This window comes from Pectobacterium colocasium (assembly GCF_020181655.1).
In the GTDB taxonomy this organism is placed as follows: Bacteria; Pseudomonadota; Gammaproteobacteria; order Enterobacterales; family Enterobacteriaceae; genus Pectobacterium; species Pectobacterium colocasium.
The window spans coordinates 2,499,884-2,522,145 of sequence record NZ_CP084032.1; the positions used below are offsets into that span (position 1 = coordinate 2,499,884).

Annotated in this window: 17 protein-coding genes and 4 pseudogenes; 13 read left to right on the forward strand and 8 right to left on the reverse strand. The window is 50.9% G+C overall.

The annotated features are described in order from the left end of the window. Nucleotides 1-46 precede the first annotated feature (46 nt). The 4 genes from LCF41_RS11255 to LCF41_RS11270 form a co-directional block, all read right to left on the reverse strand. A complete protein-coding gene (locus tag LCF41_RS11255) occupies nucleotides 47-523 on the reverse strand; it encodes a GNAT family N-acetyltransferase (protein WP_225084699.1) in 477 nt (158 codons plus the stop codon). A gap of 71 nt (nucleotides 524-594) precedes the next feature. Then, entirely contained in the window at nucleotides 595-834 is a 240-nt protein-coding gene (locus LCF41_RS11260; protein WP_431191537.1) for a hypothetical protein, read from the reverse strand. Between the two features lie 105 nt (nucleotides 835-939). Next, the gene (locus LCF41_RS11265) at nucleotides 940-1,335 is read right to left on the reverse strand and encodes a cytochrome b562 (protein ID WP_010275013.1); all 396 of its coding nucleotides are present in this window, start codon (nucleotides 1,333-1,335) and stop codon (nucleotides 940-942) included. A gap of 317 nt (nucleotides 1,336-1,652) precedes the next feature. After that, nucleotides 1,653-2,081: an OsmC family protein gene (locus tag LCF41_RS11270; protein WP_225084700.1), complete on the reverse strand. Its 429-nt coding sequence runs from the start codon at nucleotides 2,079-2,081 to the stop codon at nucleotides 1,653-1,655. Nucleotides 2,082-2,416: 335 nt separating this feature from the next. Here LCF41_RS11270 and LCF41_RS11275 point away from each other — a divergent pair, with 335 nt between their 5' ends. From LCF41_RS11275 to LCF41_RS22430, 10 genes and pseudogenes are all read left to right on the forward strand, one after another. Continuing rightward, nucleotides 2,417-3,106 carry an expansin EXLX1 family cellulose-binding protein gene (locus tag LCF41_RS11275; protein ID WP_225084701.1) on the forward strand — a complete coding sequence of 230 codons (690 nt, stop codon included), beginning with the start codon at nucleotides 2,417-2,419 and terminating at the stop codon, nucleotides 3,104-3,106. A 306-nt stretch (nucleotides 3,107-3,412) separates the two neighbouring features. After that, complete coding sequence (locus tag LCF41_RS11280; protein WP_225084702.1) at nucleotides 3,413-4,828, forward strand: SrfA family protein; 1,416 nt, start codon at nucleotides 3,413-3,415, stop codon at nucleotides 4,826-4,828. A gap of 2 nt (nucleotides 4,829-4,830) precedes the next feature. Continuing rightward, nucleotides 4,831-7,818: a virulence factor SrfB gene (locus LCF41_RS11285; protein WP_225084703.1), complete on the forward strand. Its 2,988-nt coding sequence runs from the start codon at nucleotides 4,831-4,833 to the stop codon at nucleotides 7,816-7,818. Next, complete coding sequence (locus LCF41_RS11290) at nucleotides 7,815-10,277, forward strand: putative virulence factor (protein ID WP_225084704.1); 2,463 nt, start codon at nucleotides 7,815-7,817, stop codon at nucleotides 10,275-10,277. Before LCF41_RS11285 ends, LCF41_RS11290 begins: the two co-directional genes overlap by 4 nt. Nucleotides 10,278-10,530: 253 nt before the next feature. Beyond that, entirely contained in the window at nucleotides 10,531-11,010 is a 480-nt protein-coding gene (locus LCF41_RS11295; RefSeq protein ID WP_225084705.1) for a nuclear transport factor 2 family protein, read from the forward strand. Further along, a pseudogene (locus LCF41_RS11300) lies at nucleotides 11,007-11,447 on the forward strand (SDR family NAD(P)-dependent oxidoreductase); the annotation flags it as partial. The gene LCF41_RS11295 and the pseudogene LCF41_RS11300, both read left to right, overlap by 4 nt. Beyond that, nucleotides 11,438-11,755: pseudogene (locus LCF41_RS11305) on the forward strand (FAD-dependent oxidoreductase); the annotation flags it as partial. The pseudogenes LCF41_RS11300 and LCF41_RS11305, both read left to right, overlap by 10 nt. 130 nt (nucleotides 11,756-11,885) lie before the next feature. Next, nucleotides 11,886-12,351, forward strand: a pseudogene (locus LCF41_RS11310) (FAD-dependent oxidoreductase); the annotation flags it as partial. A 162-nt stretch (nucleotides 12,352-12,513) separates the two neighbouring features. After that, nucleotides 12,514-12,684: an SAM-dependent methyltransferase gene (locus LCF41_RS22425; protein ID WP_431191564.1), complete on the forward strand. Its 171-nt coding sequence runs from the start codon at nucleotides 12,514-12,516 to the stop codon at nucleotides 12,682-12,684. Beyond that, a pseudogene (locus tag LCF41_RS22430) lies at nucleotides 12,624-12,803 on the forward strand (class I SAM-dependent methyltransferase); the annotation flags it as partial. The gene LCF41_RS22425 and the pseudogene LCF41_RS22430, both read left to right, overlap by 61 nt. A gap of 68 nt (nucleotides 12,804-12,871) precedes the next feature. Here LCF41_RS22430 and LCF41_RS11320 read toward each other — a convergent pair. Both LCF41_RS11320 and LCF41_RS11325 read right to left on the reverse strand, forming a co-directional pair. Then, a complete protein-coding gene (locus tag LCF41_RS11320) occupies nucleotides 12,872-14,191 on the reverse strand; it encodes an ABC transporter substrate-binding protein (RefSeq protein WP_225084706.1) in 1,320 nt (439 codons plus the stop codon). A 115-nt stretch (nucleotides 14,192-14,306) separates the two neighbouring features. Continuing rightward, nucleotides 14,307-15,602, reverse strand: a complete 1,296-nt coding sequence (locus LCF41_RS11325; RefSeq protein WP_225084707.1) for a Gfo/Idh/MocA family oxidoreductase — start codon at nucleotides 15,600-15,602, stop codon at nucleotides 14,307-14,309. 502 nt (nucleotides 15,603-16,104) lie between these two features. Here LCF41_RS11325 and ogt point away from each other — a divergent pair. From ogt to uspE, 3 genes are all read left to right on the forward strand, one after another. Then, nucleotides 16,105-16,638, forward strand: a complete 534-nt coding sequence (gene ogt / locus LCF41_RS11330; protein WP_225084708.1) for a methylated-DNA--[protein]-cysteine S-methyltransferase — start codon at nucleotides 16,105-16,107, stop codon at nucleotides 16,636-16,638. A gap of 286 nt (nucleotides 16,639-16,924) precedes the next feature. Then, a complete protein-coding gene (gene fnr / locus LCF41_RS11335; protein ID WP_010274971.1) occupies nucleotides 16,925-17,671 on the forward strand; it encodes a fumarate/nitrate reduction transcriptional regulator Fnr in 747 nt (248 codons plus the stop codon). Between the two features lie 191 nt (nucleotides 17,672-17,862). Continuing rightward, nucleotides 17,863-18,813 (forward strand): universal stress protein UspE, encoded by a 951-nt coding sequence (uspE, locus tag LCF41_RS11340; RefSeq protein WP_225084709.1) that lies wholly within the window; start codon nucleotides 17,863-17,865, stop codon nucleotides 18,811-18,813. Nucleotides 18,814-18,947: 134 nt separating this feature from the next. Here the strand turns inward: uspE and pntB are convergent, their stop codons facing one another. Both pntB and pntA read right to left on the reverse strand, forming a co-directional pair. Next, nucleotides 18,948-20,336, reverse strand: coding sequence for a Re/Si-specific NAD(P)(+) transhydrogenase subunit beta (gene pntB, locus LCF41_RS11345; RefSeq protein WP_225084710.1), 1,389 nt, complete (start codon nucleotides 20,334-20,336; stop codon nucleotides 18,948-18,950). A gap of 10 nt (nucleotides 20,337-20,346) precedes the next feature. Next, complete coding sequence (gene pntA / locus LCF41_RS11350) at nucleotides 20,347-21,876, reverse strand: Re/Si-specific NAD(P)(+) transhydrogenase subunit alpha (RefSeq protein ID WP_225084711.1); 1,530 nt, start codon at nucleotides 21,874-21,876, stop codon at nucleotides 20,347-20,349. Between the last annotated feature and the right edge of the window lie 386 nt (nucleotides 21,877-22,262).

The following is a 22,262-nucleotide window of genomic DNA, read 5'->3' on the forward strand; positions in this document are numbered from 1 at the left end:
GCTCAGGATAAGGGACGGAGAGCTGTGATAACTGATTACGACATTTTTACTTTTGTCTGTCTGAATTCAGTATCTTATTCATATTAAAACCGGTAGTCTGGAAGCCGATTTTTTCATACAACGCTTTCGCTGACTGATTATTCACCGCCACTCTTAAACCAATCTCATTGATCCCCACGGCTGCCACCGCGGCTTCCATTTCCAGTAATGATGCTTTTCCCAAACCTAGCCCACGCCACGCAGGCAGAAGGAAAAAGTCGGATACCCAGACAGATTGTTGGTTAAACACGACCCAGAGGTAGCCAATCACCGGATCTGTATTATCAGCGTGAATACACCAGAGTGTATTTTCTGCCGTATCAGGGCCTTGAGGTAACGCGATATCAATCGATTGTGTTGCGATCGCCCTTGCTTTCTCTTCGTTATAACCACGAGAATCCTGTAGATCCTGAGCATATTCCAGAATAAAACACTGGCGATACGCAGCAAATTCACCAGCCGACATCTTTTTTAAGTTAACCATTTTCCCTCACGACAATATGACTATTAGAATGTGCACGGTTCCGTAACACGCAACAGTACCGTGCAGATACATCAGGATGGAGTGTCAGATACCGTTTTGGCCGAACGTTCGCGGGCGGAAGACGAACAGATAAAAGCCAGAAACACCATGGCCAGAACCCGCAGCATGGCGATGCGTACCCCCGCAACTTCGCCAAGAAACCCCAGCGCAGGCGGGCCGACGAGAAAAGCAAAGTAGCCCAGCGTGGCTTCAAGAATTCTGCATTGTGTATCTTTGCCATCCTGTGTTGCATCGTGTGATGGTGACGTCATTCTGTTTCCCCTTAGCTGGCAATCCTGACTACCGTAACCTTTATAACAAAAAAAGCCGCCAGTGGGTTCGCTCCCACTGGCGGCTTATGGTAAACGAAAAGCGGCTTAGCCTCTCAATTTACTGTGGTATTCACCTTTCAAGGTATTGATTTCAGCTAACACCGCTTTGGCTTCGCTCAGTTTACCGGCATCCGCCAGAGCCTGTGCGCTGTCAACTTTTTGCAAAATCTTATCCAGACCTTCCACATAGGCTTTTCTGTCTGGGCCATCGGCAGGTTGTTTAGCGAAATCAGGTGGCACCTGCGTTTTAGCATGCTCGACGTGCTCACGGAATGTGCTCAGCGCAGTTTTCAGCGCGGCGGCATCATCCGCTTTCGTTGCAGCGGTATAGCTTTTCTGCATACCACGCATATCTTCCGACGTGGTGGCGTTTGCCAAAACAGGTGTCAGCAAACTACCGGCCAACAGCACAGAAAAACAGATCTTGGTCATTTTATTCATCTTGAACTCTCGCTTGTGTTCCACAGCACGACATACTCAGAGAATCTGGCCGCCACAAGCCGGCCAGCCCAATATTGCTCTTGTTATATTGCGTCCTACGCCATGACCAGATTACATCGTAATGGCTATTCTGATTTTATGGTTATTACTGTAAAGATGTTAAATTATTTTTAATCGTTCCGCTTTTTTTAATTGTGTAAATGTAAAAAAGCTCGCCAGTACAACTCCGGTAAGCCTTTTTATCAGCACAATTTTTATCGCTAACAAAGAGGAACAGCCTTCGGTCAACTGTTCCCCATTAATTCAAGTGATAGATCTTAGTTCAATTGATAGTCCAGCGTGATCTCGGCTTTGAGCACTTTTGACACCGGGCAGCCCGCCTTCGCTTTTTGGATGATGCTATCAAACGCCGCGTCATCAATACCCGGCAGCTTCACCTTGCTGTGCAAGGCGATTTTGGTGATCGCAAACCCGCCATCGACTTTATCCAGCGACACATCTGCCGTGGTATCAATCAACTCGGGCTTATGGCCTGCTTCACCTAACATCAGCGATAGCGCCATAGAGAAACAGGCCGCATGCGCCGCGCCAATCAACTCTTCCGGATTCGTACCGGATTTACCTTCAAAACGGGTATTGAAGCCGTAAGGTTGCTGCTGCAACGCGCCGCTTTCCGTTGATACAGTACCTTTCCCCTGCTTGATATCACCTTCCCAATGCGCTTGCCCTTTCTTGTGAATGGTCATGTTATCTCCTCTTCATCGTTATGGATTAGCCATTGGCCGCTATCCTGAATACGACGAAATAACGTCATTGTCATACTCTTTAAACCCTAGAACACATTGGGAAGAAACCCAAATCGATTACTTCATTCGCATAATAATTTTACCGCAGAGAAATAAGCCTGCTGATATATTCACTGCTTTATTATTTTAAGAAAAAATCGATTTACATATTTATACAAAAGCCTGATTATCAATATGCCAAAATAATGGGGTTTCAAAAATGGATTTCCGTTTTGGCATTGTTATTTTCACCACTCACCTATGTTATTAATCTTGAATCATATTGGATGTGAAACATGAATAAAATAACTTCATTAGCATTATCTGCATTATGCGTTATCCCCCTGGTTAATACCGCTCACGCCCAGTGGGAACTGGACGATATCTGTTACGGCTACGCCACTGCCACGGGCTCTGGCTATCAGGGCGGCGCGCTCTTACTGGATCCGATTCCACAGAACATGGAGATTACGGCGTTAAACCGGAACCAGTTGGATTATCGCGGCGTGAAGGCGTCGCTGGCCGGAGCCTATCTGAAAGTAAACGGGCCAAAAGGCAGTACGGTGGTTTATGTCACCGATCTCTACCCAGAAGGTGGCGATTGCGCATTGGATTTATCATTTAATGCCTTTGAAAAAATAGGCAACCTACAGGATGGAAAAATTAATATCGACTGGACGCTGATCGAAGCGCCAGTAAATGGCAATGTTATTTACCGTATAAAGGAAGGGTCAAACCCTTATTGGGCTGCGGTACAATTCAGGAATGTAAAATACCCGGTTATTGAGATGAAATACATGCGCAATAACCAGTGGATTGCCGCACAGAAAACCGATTATAACCACTTTATTGTTGAACACGTTGGAATGAATGACATTCCGATCGAGTTTACCGACGTAAAAGGCAACGTCCTCAGTGATACGCTGCCGCCGATGTCACAGAGCACCTCATCCGCTTACCTGATCACGGGCAACGTTCAACTGTAATCCTCACGGCCTTGAGGGAGGCGGCATCACGCAGCGTCCCTCATTTCTGCAAAACAACCGTTCTGCAAAAAATCACGTTGGAAAACGTATGTGATGTTTTTGTCAGCATTTTCATCACATTATCTGGACGCCATCGGCTGCTCATGCGTACACTTCGTGTTTCCCACTTTTTCTATTGCTCAAATATTTGTTAGTTTTATCACTTCTTTAAGCGTTTGATTCGCCATCATTCGCACTACAGTATACCCTGTCGCAGATTACATTCTCTTTTCTGCTTTAGGCATCATTACAAAAGGTCTCTTTTGCGTGGCAAAATTATTTTTACGTAGTGGAAGTTTGGATGATTTTCTGGCGCTGGGCGAGAACGGACAGCCAGTTTACGCATCGGCACTTCAATTGCGGGAAACGTTGCGTCTCAGAAAACAACAGCAGATTGCCGATTGTCTGGCGATTCCCCAACCCAATGAACATGGCGACCGTATTGACTGGTATTCGCCGGTGGACGGTAAAGTCACCTCCTGGATTGCCGCGAGCGAAGAAGAACGAGAAAAAGCGCTGGCATTACTGGAAACCTATCAGGCCGCCGTGGCCGACATCAGTCAGCGCGCGCAAAATGCAGAAAAGGCCGGTCAGAAACTTTTCGGGGTCCTGCTGGCAAAAGCGATACAGTTCCCAGGTGCGAACCACGTCTATCTGGTGGATGGCAAGCCAGTCTTAACGTTCTGGGGCTTCGTTAATCTCGATAAAAAATCCCGCCTTGATGCGCTGGATTGCCTGCGGCCTGTCATCAAAGACGTGGAACCACTTTTTGTTGCCCCCGCGCCCGCAGCAAGCGCACCAACGCTGCCGCTGGTCGATCCTATTCCCGAGACGAAACCACAGCCTGTCAGCCCACCGGAACCCGTCGAGCCAACGCCTGCACCTGTCGCCGCGGCAGCAGCCGTTCCTGTTCGCCCACCGTTCTTCCGTCTGTGGTGGCTGCTACCTGCTGCCGCACTGTTAGCGATTTTGTCACTGCAAATACGTGGCTGCGTGTCAGGACAAGACGACAAACCGACATCCGATGTAGCCACAACGGTCAAGCCAGAAAAACGCGCCCTGCCTTCTTCTACGCCGGCTGAACCTGCGCCACAGCCAGAAAGCACGCCTGTTCCGCCTGTCGCAGAAAAAGAGGTCGTGAAAGCCGCGGAGCCATCAGTCGCTACGGCACCGGTTGCTGCTGCGCCTGTAGTAGACGCGGTCAAACCGGAAGCACCTGCGGTCACGGAGCCGAAAGAGCCTGTTGCACCGCCGGCTGAACCCGTTGTCGACCCAGTGCCAGCGATTCCTGCGGGCAAAGATGATCTCGTCATGCCAGCCGACGCGGTGAAAATCGGTTCCATCAAATTCCTGAACGGCAACTGGCGCGTCATTGTTGATAGCAAAGCGCCGATTACCGGCAGGCCGCCTAGCCTGCGCTACCAGATTCAAAATGGAAAAGGCACGGCACGCATCACTCATGGTGACGGTGTCACGTGTCGCGCTAACGTTGAGGCAGGATTAATGAGCTCTGGCAATCTGATCATCAACAGTCGTTCCGGCGCCCGCTGCTCTGATAATTCTCGTTTCCAAATGCCGGAACTGGTCTGTAAACAAGGTGCCTCCGGCGCTGCGGCAGAGTGTATTGGTCGCTATGACGAAAACACCGTTTTCCCGATGACGATAAAGCGCGAGAGTAAATAATCATGCTGGCGACGATTACCGATTATAAACAACGCATTACGTTGATTCAGGACAGCGGAATTCAGTTTTTGGATTTTGCCTTAAAGCCGAAATTTTCGGCTGAGCAGCCTAACCGCTATGTGCGTAAAAGTGCTAACGGCCCTCTGCTGCACCTGCTGTATGATGAACACTCGGATAAATTCCTGCTGCCTTCTGCCACCGGGATGCCGCCGGAAGTAGTGAAACCTGAGCTGAGCATTTCGCTTGAGCAATCGCTGAAGCTGCTGGAGAACATTTGGCTGCCGCTGCCCTTCTTCCGCTTTAATCCGCCGCGCACCTTCATGGGCGGGCCGGATAACTGGGCGCGAATGCAAATTCTTGCGTTGGATACGCCCGATCAGGACGGCAATACGCACCGTATTTGTCTGGCGTTCGATACCAAAACCTACCCAGAAGGCCACGAGTACGAGTCGCTGGCACCTAATGCCAATGACATCAAAACTGGCGGGAGTTTCGCGCTGGCTTATCACAGCGACGAACTGGGTGAATTCCTCGATGAAACCTGGGTCGACGGCTGGCTGCGCGAAGTCTTTGCTCAGCGGGTTAAAGCGCTGGAAAGCCGTGACAGCCACGATATAAAAGTGGCACTCAGAGGGTTTGAATATCAGGCACATTACCTGAATGTGCTGGATATGCTGGGCAACCAGCTCGAAATACCGGAAATTCGGATCAATACCAGCACGCTGCAGGAACCCGCCGTCAACGTTGACCTGATTTTAGACGTCGGTAACTCTCACACCTGCGGCATTCTGGTTGAGGATCATGCAGACGAAAGCAACGGCCTGAAGCAGACCTATGAACTGCAATTGCGCGATCTGAGTGAGCCACATTATCTGTATAACGAACTGTTCGAAAGCCGCGTTGAATTTTCACAGGCGAAGTTCGGTAAAGACAATTTCTCCGTGGAAAGCGGCCGTGATGACGCGTTCATCTGGCCGTCAATTACCCGCGTCGGGCGCGAAGCCAGCCATATGGCGCTGCTGCGTCAGGGAACGGAAGGATCGAGCGGTATTTCCAGCCCGCGTCGCTACCTGTGGGATGAAGAAAGCTATGCACCAGGCTGGCGTTTCAGCCAGACGGATGCCCATTCGCAGACCGAACCGTTAGCAACAGCCATGCCGTTGACCATCATGCTGAATGATGAAGGTCAGCCGCTCTACAACCAGCCGCTGGAAGAGCGTTTACCGGTGTTTTCACCGCACTACAGCCGCAGTTCGATCATGACCTTCATGCTCTCCGAACTGCTGGCCCAGGCGCTGATGCAAATGAACAGCGCCGCACAGCGCTTGAAGATGATCCACAGCAGCGCGCCACGCCAGTTGCGAAATATCATTCTGACGTTGCCTTCCGCGATGCCGAAACCCGAGCGTGAAATTTTCCGCCGCCGGATGCATGAAGCGATCGCGCTGGTCTGGAAAGCGATGGACTGGCACCCGATGGATGAAGATTTCACCACACCAGCCGACAAGCAACTGAGTCGGGTTCCGGTGCCTGATGTACAAATCGAATGGGATGAAGCCACATGCGGACAGATGGTTTACCTGTATAACGAAGCGCAGGTGAATTTTGGCGGCCGTGCGGAAGATTTCTTCGCCAGTATGGCACGCCCCGATAAAGAGCTCGATGAAGGCGAACCTGCGGGTAAAACGCTGCGCATTGCCTCAATCGACATCGGCGGCGGCACCACCGACCTCGCGATTACCCAATATCTGCTGGATGACGGCATCGGCAACAACGTTAAAATCATTCCTCGCCTGCTGTTCCGTGAAGGTTTTAAGGTCGCCGGCGACGATATTCTGCTGGATGTCATTCAGCTCTATATCCTCCCTGCGCTACAGGCCGCGCTGAAAACCGCGGGAATGGCCAGCCCGGATGCGCTGATGGCGAAGTTGTTCGGCAATGAAGGCCGGATGGACGCACAGCTTACGCTACGCCAGCAGGTGACATTGCAGGTCTTCATTCCGATTGGCCGCGCGATTCTGGAAGCCTATGAGCGCTTTGATCCGCTGGATACCAGCGCTGAAATTGAATCCACTTTCGGTGAATTGTTGGAACAGGCGCCGACGGAAAAAGTGCTGGAATACATCAATACGGAAGTGCAGCGTGAACTGCCGGTTAGCGATAGCGTATTCGATATTTTGCAGGTGCCGCTCATCCTCAAACTGAGCAAACTGCATGGCGAATTCCTGTCTAACAAAATGAACATCACGCAGAACCTGCGCCTGATGTCTGAAGTGGTGTCGCTGTATTCGTGCGATGTATTACTGCTGACTGGCCGCCCTTCGCGCTTCCCAGGGATTCAGGCGCTGTTCCGCCACCTGCAACCGCTGCCGATTAACCGGATGCTGTCTCTCGATGGGTATCACACTAATGACTGGTATCCGTTTAACAAACGTGGGCGCATTGATAACCCGAAATCCACTGCGGCCGTCGGCGCAATGCTGTGCCTGCTGGCGCTCGATCTGCGCCTGCCGGGCTTTTACTTTAAGGTCGGTGATTTCCAGCCGTATTCCACCGTGCGTTACCTCGGCATGATGGACAGCAACAATGCGCTGACGCTGGATAACGTGTATTACAGCGATATCGATCTGGATGCGCCGGATTTCGTGCTTGATCCGCAACATAGCTTCCAGGTACGCGGTTCACTCTGCCTCGGTTTCCGCCAGTTGGACAACGAGCGCTGGCCCGCCTCTTCACTCTACATGCTCTCGATTGTCGATCAGGATTTAGCCCGTAAGGTCGTCGGCGACAGTAAATTGCGCGTCCGACTAGCCGTAACGAAAAGCGACGATCAAGACAGCCCCGAGCGCTTTGAGATTGCCGATGCGGTGCTGGAAGACGGCACTCGCGTTCCACCACATCATTTACGACTCAAATTGAACACATTATCCGCTAACGGCTCAGGTGCGACCCATTATTGGATCGATAGTGGGAGTGTATTTAAAAAATGAAACGATTAACGCCCAAACAGCTTTCTGCCCGGCTCCACGGGCAGCTACAGGCCGTCGCGCAAGGTGTTGAACAGGCCATTGGCTGGGTTGAGACCACACGCCAGAATGCTCCGCGTCTGGATATCGAAGCCGATCGTCTGATCGTCAAACTGCGCCGTAATCACAATAAAGCGCAACATCTGTCCGATGTGGCGCAGAAAGAGATTGCCATCGGCTTTTTTGGCCTGTCTCAGGCGGGAAAATCCTATCTGATCGCGTCGCTGGCCGGGGGGGAAGACGGCAAGCTGGAAACCTCGTTTGAAGGGCAACAGCTGGATTTTATCGATCATATTAATCCGTCTGACCGGGCAACCGCGCTTGTCACGCGCTTTAGTCGACAGTCGGGCGTAAAGAACAAAGCCTTTCCCGTTCAGTTGCAACTCCTTAGCGAACTGGATATCGGCAAGATCATGGCCAACGCGTTTTTAAACGATCTCAATCATGAGACAACGTTTGAAGAGCTGGATGAGCGCCATATTGCCGAGCATATTAAAACGCTGCTGATGCACCGTCAGCCAGAACCCGTTGAAGGGATGAGCCGCGATGAAGTGGTCGAACTGTGGGACTATCTCGCACGGCACGATGTTAAACGGCAAAAACAACTGGAAGCGCACTTCTGGCCGGTGGCGATTGAGTTAGCGCCCTATCTCACCGTTGACGATCGTGCCCAGCTCTTCTCTGTGCTGTGGGGCGAATTGAATTCGTTGACCGCCGCATATCGTCATTTCAGCCACACGCTGCAACACCTGTCTGGCACACGTAAGCTGTTAGTGCCGCTGCGGACACTGGTGGATGATGAGTTAAATCCGGCTGACGGCCTGATCGACGGTTCGGCGCTGGAACGGTTACACAGTACCGACGACCCCAGTGTGCTGGTGCGGCCGATCCAAAACGGCCGCGCTGGGAAAACGACGGAGCTTTCGCTGGCAGAGTTAACGATGCTGACAGCCGAGCTGCTTATTCCGTTACATTCACCGCCAAAAGAAGCGCTGTTTGAGCAGGTTGATGTGCTGGATTTCCCCGGCTTCGGTGAGATCCGCGAAACGCGGGACGAGCCACCAGCAAGACGCCAAAGCACAGCGCATCCACTGGCGCACACGCTATTGCGGGCAAAACGCGCCTATCTGCTGGAGCGCTATACCGACAATCAGGAAATGAACGTCCTGATGGTATGCAGCGCCGCTGGCAATCGTGGTGATATTAAAGTGGTCGGCAAGGCGCTGGATCACTGGGTTAAACAGACTCAGGGCGAAAATGCACAGGTACGCAGCCACCGTAAACCGGGGTTGATTTGGGCGGTGACCCGTCACGATCGCCGTATTACGCACGGACAAAACTACGATGCCGCGGTACAGCGTTATGTGGGTAATCCGGGCGATGCCTGGGGTACTATGCTGGCGATGGACAAACGCGGCGTCGCGCGGATGGCCACGTGGCTGGGGGCTGAAGTTCACCGGGATGTCAAACTGGGGCGTATCAGCGAACAACTTAACGAACTGCAACGTGAACTCAGCGATAACCTGCTGGGCAACTGGTATCTGCCCGTTGATGTTGACGATCCAGCGGAAAAACAGCGCATCGCAGAGACCTTGCTCAAGTCGCTCCAGACCCGTACCGGCGTACATGGCGAACTGCTGGAGCGGCTGCTGCCTTCGCGTGATGAACTGCGTCGACTCTATTTGCAACAGCAAGGGGCGAACTATGGCGGTTTCCACGCTGATGCCGAAGATCTCTCTACCCCGCTAGCCAATAGCGATCCGTTTGGCGTCGGGATCGAAATCGATCTGTTTGCCGATGAACCGATCGCGCTCGACCAGCCTGCAATGCCGGTTTTGACCGTCGATCATGGTTATGAGGCCGACTACGCGCACGGCGTTTATCGTTTCTGGATTAACCATTTACGCAGCCTGCCAGAGAATGCACCGCTTCTCGAACTGCTGAATGTGCCGAAAGCGACGATCGAAATGCTGGTCGAGGAATTGATTACCGGCAGCATCCGTTTGCGGATCGAAGAAGCGCTGGTCGATATGCTGGTTGATGGTGAGCAGTTGGGCATCAACCGCGAGAATAAAGCCGACCGTCAGGTGTCACGCGTACTAACCATTCTCGGCGACTTTGTCGCCTGGCTCGGTTTCCAGCAGCTTGATGAATCCCTGCGTCCTGCCAGCCGCATCAATCGCGGTCATAAAATTTTCGCCAAACCCGAGAAACAGGCGGTCAGTTTTGGTGCGTCACAGCGCTTAACCAAACTGTCGCTAACACCGACCAACAATACGGCGTTTTATATTTATGACTGGCTGGTTGGCCTGAATGAAATGATTATTCAGAATGCGGGCTACTCCGCTGCACGAGAAGTCAGTGATGAGCAGCGTGAACAGCTGGGCACGATTCTGACGTTGATTAAACCGGCTGATAAATAACATTCAGTCCACCGCTGTCGATCCAGGAAACATGGCGTGACGTTGTCACTAACTTTTGCGCCATGTTTCCTTTTTTCTGCCATACCGTTCCTCTCAATATGCCTCCCCCTAGCCATTCTGAAAAATCTTATTTGACGAACGGCGGATTCAATCTATACCTAACTTGATATCTTTCAATCAATAAGCATGGATGTCCCTCTGGTTGTTCGCCGTTTTCCCGGCGTGAAAATTGGCAACCTTAACAGGAGCGATCATGATGATAGAGAAAACCGGTGAGGAAGATGGCATCTCGGTAGAAAATGGCGAATTCGCCCCTATTTTGCTGAAAGTAAAAGCGTTTTATCGGGAACTGACAGCCGAAGGATTAGCTGAACTGGGTGATATTTATCATCAGGATATTCACTTTATCGACCCCGTTTCAAACCATCATGGGTTGAGTGATTTACATCGCTACTTTTCTCATGCGCTGAAATATCTGAAGTATTGCCAGTTAGATATTGCCGATATCCATACCTTCCGCGGTGGTGCAACGATGTTCTGGACCATGCACTATGCGCATCCATCGTTAAAGCACAACGCGCCGCTGACGTTGGCAGGCTGTAGCCACCTGCTCTTCGCCGACAACAAAGTTATCTATCACCGTGATTATTACGATATGGGGGAAATGCTTTATCAGCATATTCCCGTGCTTAGCTCGCTAATCGACTATCTGAAAACAAGAATTCGGTCATGAAGCACGTGCTGATTACCGGAGCCAGTTCGGGAATAGGTCAGCAGTTGGCCTTGGATTATGCCAGAAACGGTTGGGACGTCCTTGCCTGCGGGCGCGATGAACAACGGCTTCACGCTCTGGCTGCCGCCTTCCCGACCATTCGCACAGCAACGTTTGATATAACGAACCTGGAGGATACGCAGCAGGCATTGGACGGCGTCACCGCCGATCTGGTGATTCTCAGCGCAGGAACCTGTGAGTATCTGGATAACGGCGTCGTTGAGGCGGACAAAGTCAGGCGGGTGCTGACAACCAACGTGATGGGGCCGGTGAATTGCCTGTCAGTGCTATTGCCACAGCTTGCCAACGGTAGCCATCTGGCGTTGATCGGTTCAACCGCCAGCCTTGTTCCTCTGCCACGGGCGGAAGCCTACGGAGCCTCAAAGGCAGCGCTGGCCTAGATACGGGATTTATTGTCTATAACGAGCGAACCTACCCTCATTTCATTGCGTTACTGGATGAGTTGGGGTTAACCGGTCACCCCACAGAAATGAGCTTCTCGGTAAGTAATCCGGTTTCCGGCCTGGAGTATAACGGGCATACGCTAAACACGCTGTTCGCTCAACGCCGCAATCTGTTTCGCCCTGCGTTCTATCGCTTCGTTGCGGAGATTGTGCGCTTCAATCGCGTGTGCAAGCGATATCTTGCCAACGGCGATTATCAGGGGCTGACGCTAAGCCACTTATTACAGCAGGAAAAATTCTCCCCCCTTCTTTGCCCTAATGCCGATCGTTTAAGAATCGAGATACCGGGGGCTACCACGGTGCGAGGTATCCCTACGGGAACCTCATCACCGTGTTTCCCCCTAAATCCATGCTTAAGTGAACAGCATTACCTTCTTTGCCCAGCATTATCTGTTACCGATGGGCGCGGCGATCTAGTCGTCATCGCTTGACGATATGCGGCATTTTCCCCTGTCGCTTTTCCTGACTTTCTTTAATCATCATGGGCTACTGGATTTGGTCAATCGTCCGCAGTGGATGGTGATTCCTGACGGTTCACGGGAGTATGTGCGGTGCATTGTAGAACGTCTACGCGATCGGGCGACCTTTCATCTCCAGACGCCAGTCAGTCAGGTCACCCGTGATGACTCAGGAGTAACCCTGCATGCCTCCGGGCAGACACATCGGTTCGATCAGGTGATCTTTGCCTGCCATTCCGATCAGGCGCTGGCGCTGCTGGCAACGAGTACGCCCGATGAGCGGCGGTATACCCTATCAACCGAACCACGTGATTCTGCATACCGACACCCGCCTTTTACCTCATAATCAACGGGCATGGGCGAGCTGGAATTACCGTCTGCCTGTCGACCCCGTTCTCCAGCTTCTGGCACAGAATCAGACGTTAATTGATAGACTTGACGCGCGTTTTAGCTGGCTGACGGGGCCATTTCATCGCGTTATCCACTGGTGTCGTCGTAATCGTCCACAGCAGGCTCGAAAAAACATCGCCGCGCATTACGACCTGGGTAACCATTTTTACCGCAGCTTTCTCGATCGCGACATGCTCTATTCCAGCGCCTGGTATCAACACCCTGAGATGACGCAGGAAGACGCTCAGCGAGCCAAATTATGGATTACGCCCGCACCCTCAGCGAATGGCGGCAGCGTTTTTATCAACAGTGGCATAGTTTGAGTGCGCAAGGCTTTGACGACGCTTTCCAACGCCTGTGGGTATTTTACCTTTGCTACTGTGAAGCAGGCTTTCGTGCACGCACCATAAGCACGGTACAGCTCACCGCGGAAAGGCCATGAGCAGCGGATAGAAGAAGCGTGCGATGCCATATCTTTCACGATACGGCATCGCACATTAACAGCGGTGGTTAGCGGATTGCGCGTTTTAGTATACGGTTAGCGCTGCTCAGGAAATCATCGGCAACCTTATTCACCTCTCCATTGCCGTAATCCAGTTTTTGCAAACTGCTCGTCCACAGTTGAACCAACTCCTGATTTTCCATAAACGGCGAAACGGGTACCTTAGAGGCCGGTTGCTCTGCTGCCGCACGATAAGCATTCGCTAACAGATTACCAGCGTTAATCACCCCGATGTCTTCCAGCAGTTTTTGCGCTTTCGGATTAGCGGGCATGCCGTTTTGCAATCCTAATGCCTTTACGCCCTCAGGGTTGCTCAGCATGAAACTCATCAACATCGCCGCTTCTTTAGGATGCTTACTGTTCTTGCTGATCGCAAACAGCGAAGACGGTTTGGTGGTCAGCCCCGAATCTTTGGCATCTGGCATCGTGATAAATGGCCCCGTTTCCAGCACCGTCTCTTTCGGCATATTGCTGGAATAGGTGTAAATAGCCGAATCCCACAGGTACATCCCGGCTAATTCACCGTTAATCCACGGACGAATCTCATAGACGTTAGTGCGCCCGAACGACGAGAAATAGCGCTGATCGGGTATCACATGGGAATCAACCAGCTTTTTATAAAAACCGAAGAGTTCCCGTACCTGATCGCGACTGTAGGCAATGCTCTGCTTCTTCTCATCGATAAGGTCAATACCGTATTTCTGTGCCATGTAGCTACGGCCAAGCGTGAGGATATCCAACACATCACTTGACCCCTGGGCAACGCCAAGCGGGTAATAATTATCGCCCAGTTTTTGTTTAAATACCGGACCGGCGGCAAACAGCTCATCCCAGGTTTTTGGATAGGCGACGCCTGCCTTGTCCCAGGTTGTTTTGTTGTAAATCATGCTGCGGGATGTCATCGAAATCGGCAGACCTTGCAACTTCCCTTTAACGTCAGAGGTTTGCAGGTAGTTAGGCGGGAAATCCCCCAACGCCAGAATCTCTTTTTGCTTATTCAAATCATAAAAGCCGTCGCCGTTGCGAGAAAACTGCGGCAGCCAGTTCCAGTCAATACGAATAACATCTGGTTCCTGCCCGCCAGCCATCTGGGTTGACAGGCGGGAAAGGTAGCCGTCCCAACCAGCATATTCCGCTTTGACGGTAATGGTCGGGTTGGCTTTTTGAAATGCGTTAATCGCAGCCAGAGTGGCCTCATGCCGCTGATTTCCCCCCCACCACGAGATGCGGATCTCGGCAGCATCAGCAGAATGAGAAAATGCGGCTCCCACGGGAAGCGCAGCACAGAGTAGGAGCAGGTGAGATAATGTGTTCCGTGTTTTCGCCATAATAAAACCCTTATAATAGTATTCGGAGGTTTCCACAGTCTGTCGGTATGCAGACAGACCGGTACTACGGATGCGGAAGCATTTACTGCCTGAAATATCCGGGCAGAGACTCTGATTAATTCCCTCTTTTCAGGTTAACGGCCAGTTCGCTTATTTTTACTGGCAGTTCGGTGCGTAATGATCGATTGGCTGCAATGCCGGTTAAAATAGACATCGCCCCATCACGATAATCCGCTGCACGATGTAATGGATCCGGTTCCGGTGTACCAAACAGATCGTTTAACATGACCTGATCGCCGCCGCCATGTCCGCCGGCTTTAAATTCAACCGGCACGACATAGGGTTCATCAAACATCGGATAGATCTTTATTTCACATTCATTCAGCGCACCTTCATCCTCTTTTTGTCCGCCTCCGTTTACGTAAGATTTTTCCACCAGTTTCATTTCCAACCGGCCCTTGCTGCCATTAAATACCACGTTCAGCCCTTCCCAGGGCAAATACGCGTTGAGTGAGTACGTCATGATGGCTTTGCTTTTATAACGCACCACCACGCCCAGCACGTCTTCAATATTAATGCCGTCATCGAACACGCTTTTATCACGGTAATAGCCGTCTTCATGTTCGGCGTCTAAATATAATGCCGTGAGCTGCTCGCTTTGGTTCATATGTAGCGCAAACGGATCATTTTCTGCTGCGGCGCTATTATGTGAACGCGAATAAAATTCTGTGACCCCGCGTGCTTCAGCATTCGCTTTACCGTAAAAACGCAAGTCACCTTGCGCATAAACCGTTTCCGGCTCGCTATTCAGCCAGAAATTCACCAAATCAAAATGGTGAGTGGACTTGTGTACCAACAGCCCGCCGCTATTACGCTTGTCACGGTGCCAACGACGGAAATAATCGGCCCCGTGCTCAGTATTCAACAGCCACTCAAAATGAACCGAATAAACCTCGCCAATCACCCCAGCGGCGATCAGTTCACGGACTTTACTGTGATGCGGGGCATAGCGGTAATTAAAGGTCACACGTAATTTACGACCGGTACGGTTAATCGCATCAATAATCGCCTGACATTTCTCTTCATCGATCGTCATCGGTTTTTCACTGATGACATCACAACCTAATTCCATCGCCCGGATAATATAATGATGATGCGTCCGATCTATAGACGTCACAATAACCACATCGGGTTGGGTTTCCGCGATCATCTGCTCGAACTGTTCGGCACGATATGTCGGTACATTATCGTGTCCATATTTATGGACAATCTGGTTGGCATAATTCATTCGCGTCTGGTTGGTATCGCAAAACGCAACAAACTGTCCCTGATCCTGATAATCCCTGGCAATTGATTCCAAATAAAGGCCCGCTCGGCCCCCCGTTCCCACCACGGCATATTTCTTTTTCATTCTGCGCATTTCCTCCAAATAACGTAGGGCATATAGCTATTCGTACATAAAACGCCTGTGCCATAAAAATAGAGCATACCAATACCGTTCACCTTCATATTATTGCCATGCGATGGTGTTATCTGGCAGTAGGATAAAGATTGGCATGCTCCATCTCTCATAAATACAAATTGAATGTTTACTATATTACTGTTTGATTTTATTGGTAATGTTAGATGCGATTGATCCCACAGACCTCACACTACATCCCATTGCACCTCTTAAGTGCCCATGCGCCAACGAGATTCTCTTTAGGATGACGCGGCGACACATTCAAAGCCCTCTCTCTTCGGGCTGCGTACATGACGGACGAAGCGGGGTTACGATCGTGATAGCTTTCTCTTTTTTCATCTCACTGCGTGACATACTTCGCATTTTATTTTCAATCCGCCTGAGGATGCCGGATAATCGACACGTAACTAATGAGAGAAGCAAGAAAGCGATAAGTGCGTAAGGAATCACTATGCAGACTTTTTTTCAGGACACCATGGCAACGCCACTTGGAGAGTTATTGATTATTGCGGATGAAAATAATCATTTGCGTGCCGTCGAGTGGCGCGAGTATGAAGACGATTTATTTCGCTCGCTCAATCGCAGTTATCGAAATGATCCTTTTTCGTTACAGTCGAGTCATAATCCCGGAGGCCTGACAGACAGCCTACAGCGCTATTTTGAGGGTGAATTAACGATTATTGATACGCTGCCTGTGGCGTCCGTCGGAACCGAATTTCAACAGCAAGTTTGGCGGGAATTACGTCGCATTCCCTGCGGAGAAATTACCACCTACGGTGAACTCGCAACGCTGCTGGGACGTACTGGCGCAGCGCGTGCCGTTGGTATGGCAAACGGCTCAAACCCTGTCAGCATCGTGGTTCCGTGCCACCGCGTCATCGGAACTGGCGGCGCACTGACAGGCTATGCGGGTGGCATTCACCGCAAACAGTGGCTGTTAGCTCACGAAGGGTATTTGCCTCAACAGCTATTTACACTTAACTGAATAGCTTACCGTTATAATTTTTTTCGCTTTCGATACGCAAAAATGACCAGCCGAATTGCTTATCACCATAAGTGATTCGGATTAATCAATGTGTTAACCGTTCGGTAACCTAATGGAAAAAATATTATCTCCGAACAGATCTTATATATCGGAATATTTTCCAGCAAAATCGAAAAATTATAGTTAGTTCACTATTTATTGGTCTATTCCAGTGATTGCTGGTCTTATCACGGCCGATAAAAGCTGTTAAAATTGACTAATATCAATTATTGCCTGAGCAAAGCCTATGATCCCGGAAAAGCGAATTATCCGACGCATCCAGTCTGGCGGTTGTGCAATCCACTGTCAGGATTGCAGTATCAGTCAGCTATGCATCCCTTTCACTCTGAATGAACACGAGCTCGATCAGCTCGACAACATCATCGAAAGGAAGAAGCCTATCCAGAAGGGGCAAGCGCTGTTTAAAGCAGGCGATGAACTGAGATCGCTGTATGCCATCCGTTCCGGTACGATAAAAAGCTATACCATTACAGAGCAGGGCGACGAGCAGATCACCGGTTTTCATCTGGCAGGTGATTTGGTGGGCTTTGATGCGATTGGTACGGCTCAACATCCGAGCTTCGCTCAGGCGCTGGAAACGTCAATGGTCTGCGAAATTCCTTTCGAGACGCTGGACGATCTCTCAGGGAAAATGCCTAACCTGCGTCAGCAGATGATGCGCCTGATGAGCGGCGAAATCCGTGGCGATCAGGACATGATTCTGCTGCTGTCGAAGAAGAATGCTGAAGAGCGTCTGGCGGCGTTTGTCTATAACCTCTCCCGCCGTTTTGCTCAGCGTGGTTTCTCGCCACGTGAGTTCCGTCTGACCATGACGCGTGGTGATATTGGCAACTATCTGGGGCTGACCGTTGAAACCATAAGCCGTCTACTTGGCCGTTTCCAGAAAAGCGGAACGCTGGCAGTAAAAGGAAAATACATCACGATCGAGAATCTTGATGCGCTTTCCGAATTAGCCGGTTCCTCACGTAAATAGTCGTTACCGCGTAACTCGTTGACGTTGCCACTTTTTCTACTGTCGCAGCGTCAACGTTCTTCCCCACTGTTCTGCACCTTCCGTGATATTTCCTATTTTGTTACTCTGCGGCTTATCTCTGTTGTCCAAAACGATCCCATTGCGGTACTCTTGAATTATCGGCTGTGGAGTAACAGCTGTTTGGAGGAGCTATGGCAAAGTATCAGAACTTACTGGTAGCTATTGACCCAAATCAGGATGACCAACCAGCGCTGCGTCGGGCGGTTTACCTGGTTCAGCGACTTGGCGGCCGCATCAAGGCATTTCTGCCGATTTATGATTTCTCTTATGAAATGACAACCCTGCTTTCCCCTGATGAACGTGTGGAAATGCGTCAGGGTGTTATCCAGCAGCGGACGGAGTGGATTGCCGAACAGTGCAAGTACTACCTTGAAGCGGGCATTCCAATCGAAATCAAAGTGGTGTGGCACAATAAGCCTTTTGAAGCCATCATTCGGGAAGTCACTTCCGGCCAGCATGACTTGTTGTTAAAAATGGCGCATCAGCACGATCGGCTGGAAGCCGTTATCTTTACGCCGACCGACTGGCAGTTACTGCGCAAATGCCCTTGCCCCGTGTGGATGGTCAAAGATCAGCCCTGGCCAACCGAAGGTCGAGCGCTGGTTGCCGTCAATCTGGCCAGCGAAGACCCTTATCACGATCCGCTTAATATCAAACTGGTATCGGAAACGCTGGAGCTAGCACAGCAGGTTGACCAGACCGAAGTTCATCTGGTTGGTGCCTACCCCGTTACCCCCATTAATATCGCCATTGAGCTGCCTGATTTCGATCCCAGCGTCTACAACGATGCAATTCGAGGACAGCACCTTATCGCCATGAAATCGCTACGGCAGAAATTCGGTCTGGATGAACGAGTAACGCACGTAGAAAAAGGCCTGCCAGAGGAAGTCATTCCCGATCTGGCGGAGCATTTACAGGCGGGTGTCGTGGTGTTGGGTTCACTGGGCAGAACCGGCCTTTCCGCTGCGTTTATCGGCAACACCGTCGAGCACGTCATCGATCATTTGAAGTGTGACTTGCTTGCAATTAAACCCGATGACTTTGTGTCACCGATCGCTTCAGAAGACGGCGACAACAGCTGATTTCTTGTCTCGCTCAATTAGCGCCACATAATGCCAGCCTCTTAGCGCTGGCATTATTTTTTTGCAGCATAAAAACGATAGGCACAAAAAAGGGGCGATTGTTCGCCCCTTTCGTTTTCTACGACCTGCCGCGCTTACAGCGCTTTCAGAATCGCCTCGACGCTATCTTTGGCATCGCCAAACAGCATCTGCGTATTCTCTTTAAAGAACAGCGGATTCTGCACGCCAGCGTAACCGGTATTCATAGAACGCTTGAACACGATAACATTCTGCGCTTTCCACACTTCCAGAACAGGCATACCTGCGATTGGGCTATGTGGATCTTCCTGCGCAGCCGGGTTAACAGTGTCATTCGCACCAATGACCAGCACGGTGTCGGTATCGGTGAAATCATCGTTGATTTCATCCATTTCCAACACGATGTCGTAAGGCACTTTGGCTTCTGCCAACAGCACGTTCATGTGACCAGGCAAGCGCCCTGCAACCGGGTGAATACCAAAGCGAACGTTGATGCCGCGCGCGCGCAGTTTTGCGGTGATGTCATGCACAGGGTACTGCGCCTGCGCGACTGCCATGCCGTATCCCGGTGTGATGATGACCGAGGTTGAGTTCTTGAGCAAATCAGCCACATCTTCTGCTGAAGCCTCACGATATTCACCGACCTCTTCACTCTCACCAGAAGAAACGCCATCTGTACCAAAACCACCTGCAATAACGCTGATGAAGGAGCGGTTCATCGCTTTACACATGATGTAAGACAGAATCGCACCCGAAGAACCCACCAGAGCACCGGTTACGATCAGCAGGTCATTGCTCAACATGAAGCCCGCTGCCGCCGCCGCCCAACCGGAATAAGAGTTCAGCATAGAAACGACGACCGGCATGTCCGCGCCGCCAATCGAAGCAACCAGATGCCAGCCGAATACCAGCGCAATCGCCGTCATCAGAATCAGTGCCAGAACCTGCAACGCCACGCTGCCGGTATTGATGAAAACCAGAAGCAGGAGGAAGGACACAACCAACGCCGCCAGATTCATTTTGTGGCGATGAGGCAGCATCAACGGCTTGGAAGAGATTTTTCCGCGCAGTTTTCCAAAAGCGACAACCGAGCCAGTGAAGGTCACAGCACCGATGAAGATACCCAGGAAGACTTCCGTCAAATGGATATTGACCATCACCGGATCGGTGATTTCACCGTGATCGAGGAAACTGTTAAAACCAACCAGTACCGCAGCCAGGCCCACAAAACTGTGGAGGATAGCGACCAGTTCTGGCATTTCGGTCATTTCGACCTTACGCGCCAGATAAATACCGATTGACCCACCGATCGCCATCGCAACGATGATCCAGCCAACGTTACCAGAATCAGGCCCCAGAATCGTCGCGATCAGCGCAAGTGCCATCCCGCTAATACCAAAGATATTCCCTTGCTGCGACGTTTCGTGCTTGGACAACCCTGCCAAACTGAAAATAAAGAGAATTGCGGCAACAATGTATGCAGCAGTTACTAATCCACCAGACATGTGTTACCCCTTAGTTTTTACGGAACATTTTCAGCATGCGCTGAGTCACGGTGAAACCACCGAAAATATTGATGCTGGCGATCAATACGGCAATGAATGAGAAGAACGACACCCATCCGCCGTGGCCGATCTGCAACAATGCTCCGACAACGATAATGCCTGATATCGCGTTAGTCACCGACATCAGTGGCGTGTGCAAGGCGTGGCTGACATTCCAGACAACGTAATAGCCCACGACGCAGGACAACGCAAAAACGGTAAAGTGAGACAGGAATTCCTTCGGTGCGGCATCGGCCAACCAGCCAAACAGCAGAATGGCAATCGCGAGGAACGCATATTTCTTCCACGGCGACGTAGGTTTAGCGTCTTCCTTCACTACCGCAGCGGCAGGTTTTGCCTGCTGTGGCTGCGCTGAAACCTGAATTGGCGGTGCTGGCCAGGTTATTTCACCTTCTTTAACGACGGTAACACCGCGAATAACGGTATCGTCAAAATCGACAGTGATCTCGCCGTTTTTCTCTTTGCAGAGCAATTTCAGTAAGTTAACCAGGTTTGTGCCGTAAAGCTGTGAGGATTGGGTCGGCAGACGGCTAGGTAAATCGGTATAACCAATAATTTTGACGCCGTTTTCCGTCACGGTAACGCGATCGGCCACGGTTAACTCACAGTTTCCGCCCGTTTGCGCCGCTAAATCGACAATCACGCTGCCGGGCTTCATGCTCAGCACCATTTCTTTGGTGATCAGGCGCGGAGCCGGTTTTCCAGGAATCAGTGCGGTAGTGACGATAATGTCGACTTCTTTCGCCTGTGCGGCAAACAGTTCCATTTCGGCTTTGATAAAGGCTTCAGACATGACTTTGGCATAGCCGTCACCGCTGCCCGCTTCTTCTTCAAAGTCGAGTTCAAGGAACTCGGCGCCCATGCTTTTAACCTGCTCTTTTACTTCAGGACGAGTATCAAAAGCACGAACGATAGCACCTAAGCTACCCGCTGCGCCGATCGCAGCCAAACCGGCCACACCGGCACCGATAATCATGACTTTGGCAGGTGGAACCTTACCCGCAGCGGTAATTTGCCCGGTAAAGAAGCGGCCAAATTCGTGGGCAGCTTCAACGATAGCGCGATAGCCGGCAATGTTGGCCATTGAACTGAGCGCATCGAGTGACTGCGCGCGCGAAATACGCGGCACGGAATCCATCGCCATCACCGTCACCTGACGGGCCGCCAGTTTCTCCAGCAGAGCTGGATTTTGCGCTGGCCAGATAAAGCTGACAACTGTACTGCCCGCACGGGTCAGTTCGATTTCATCATCCTGCGGCGCATTCACCTTCAGGACGATGTCGGATTGCCAGACTTCCGAACTGTCAACAATCGACGCGCCTGCTTCTTCATATGCCGCATCGTCAAAACTTGCCAGTTTCCCCGCTTCACGTTCTACCGAGACCGTAAAACCCAGTTTCAGCAGCTGTTCAACCGTTTTCGGCGTCGCTGCGACACGGGCTTCATTGGCCAACCGCTCTCTTGGTACACCAATACGCATACTGATACCCTTTTCGCTTATTTTTAACGAAGGTTATTATTCTCACCCTACTCTGTTATACGAATTCGCCGAGACCTGCTGCACCCTGTATCCCCGCATTCACGCGGTAGGAAGAGGGTTTTATCATCTTCTTGCCACACGCTTTTTTGGGGCGTCTCACTGTAGGCGAACTCATTTATAACGTACTGAAAATGTGATCGATGATCCATAAATAAAATGAATTTCACAGAAAAGCCGAGTTATTACAGGTTATGGAAGGCTTTCTTGGTCGAAAATCATGCTCTTCTCTGCCTTTTGTAGCATTATTACAGAAGTATTTTTCGGTGCTGTTTCACAAAAACGTTGTGTTACAGGGTTGTTAATGTGATAAATCACATAAATATCCC

Bases quoted from the DNA above. Each gene is read 5' to 3' on its own strand.
- LCF41_RS11255 (WP_225084699.1), bottom strand. From the start codon at position 523: ATGGTTAACTTAAAAAAGATGTCGGCTGGTGAATTTGCTGCGTATCGC.
- uspE (WP_225084709.1), top strand. From the start codon at position 17,863: ATGGCAAAGTATCAGAACTTACTGGTAGCTATTGACCCAAATCAGGAT.
- LCF41_RS11275 (WP_225084701.1), top strand. From the start codon at position 2,417: ATGAATAAAATAACTTCATTAGCATTATCTGCATTATGCGTTATCCCC.
- LCF41_RS11325 (WP_225084707.1), bottom strand. From the start codon at position 15,602: ATGAAAAAGAAATATGCCGTGGTGGGAACGGGGGGCCGAGCGGGCCTT.
- LCF41_RS11295 (WP_225084705.1), top strand. From the start codon at position 10,531: ATGATGATAGAGAAAACCGGTGAGGAAGATGGCATCTCGGTAGAAAAT.
- LCF41_RS11265 (WP_010275013.1), bottom strand. From the start codon at position 1,335: ATGAATAAAATGACCAAGATCTGTTTTTCTGTGCTGTTGGCCGGTAGT.
- fnr (WP_010274971.1), top strand. From the start codon at position 16,925: ATGATCCCGGAAAAGCGAATTATCCGACGCATCCAGTCTGGCGGTTGT.
- ogt (WP_225084708.1), top strand. From the start codon at position 16,105: ATGCAGACTTTTTTTCAGGACACCATGGCAACGCCACTTGGAGAGTTA.
- LCF41_RS11285 (WP_225084703.1), top strand. From the start codon at position 4,831: ATGCTGGCGACGATTACCGATTATAAACAACGCATTACGTTGATTCAG.
- pntB (WP_225084710.1), bottom strand. From the start codon at position 20,336: ATGTCTGGTGGATTAGTAACTGCTGCATACATTGTTGCCGCAATTCTC.
- LCF41_RS11260 (WP_431191537.1), bottom strand. From the start codon at position 834: ATGACGTCACCATCACACGATGCAACACAGGATGGCAAAGATACACAA.
- LCF41_RS11290 (WP_225084704.1), top strand. From the start codon at position 7,815: ATGAAACGATTAACGCCCAAACAGCTTTCTGCCCGGCTCCACGGGCAG.
- LCF41_RS11320 (WP_225084706.1), bottom strand. From the start codon at position 14,191: ATGGCGAAAACACGGAACACATTATCTCACCTGCTCCTACTCTGTGCT.
- LCF41_RS11270 (WP_225084700.1), bottom strand. From the start codon at position 2,081: ATGACCATTCACAAGAAAGGGCAAGCGCATTGGGAAGGTGATATCAAG.
- pntA (WP_225084711.1), bottom strand. From the start codon at position 21,876: ATGCGTATTGGTGTACCAAGAGAGCGGTTGGCCAATGAAGCCCGTGTC.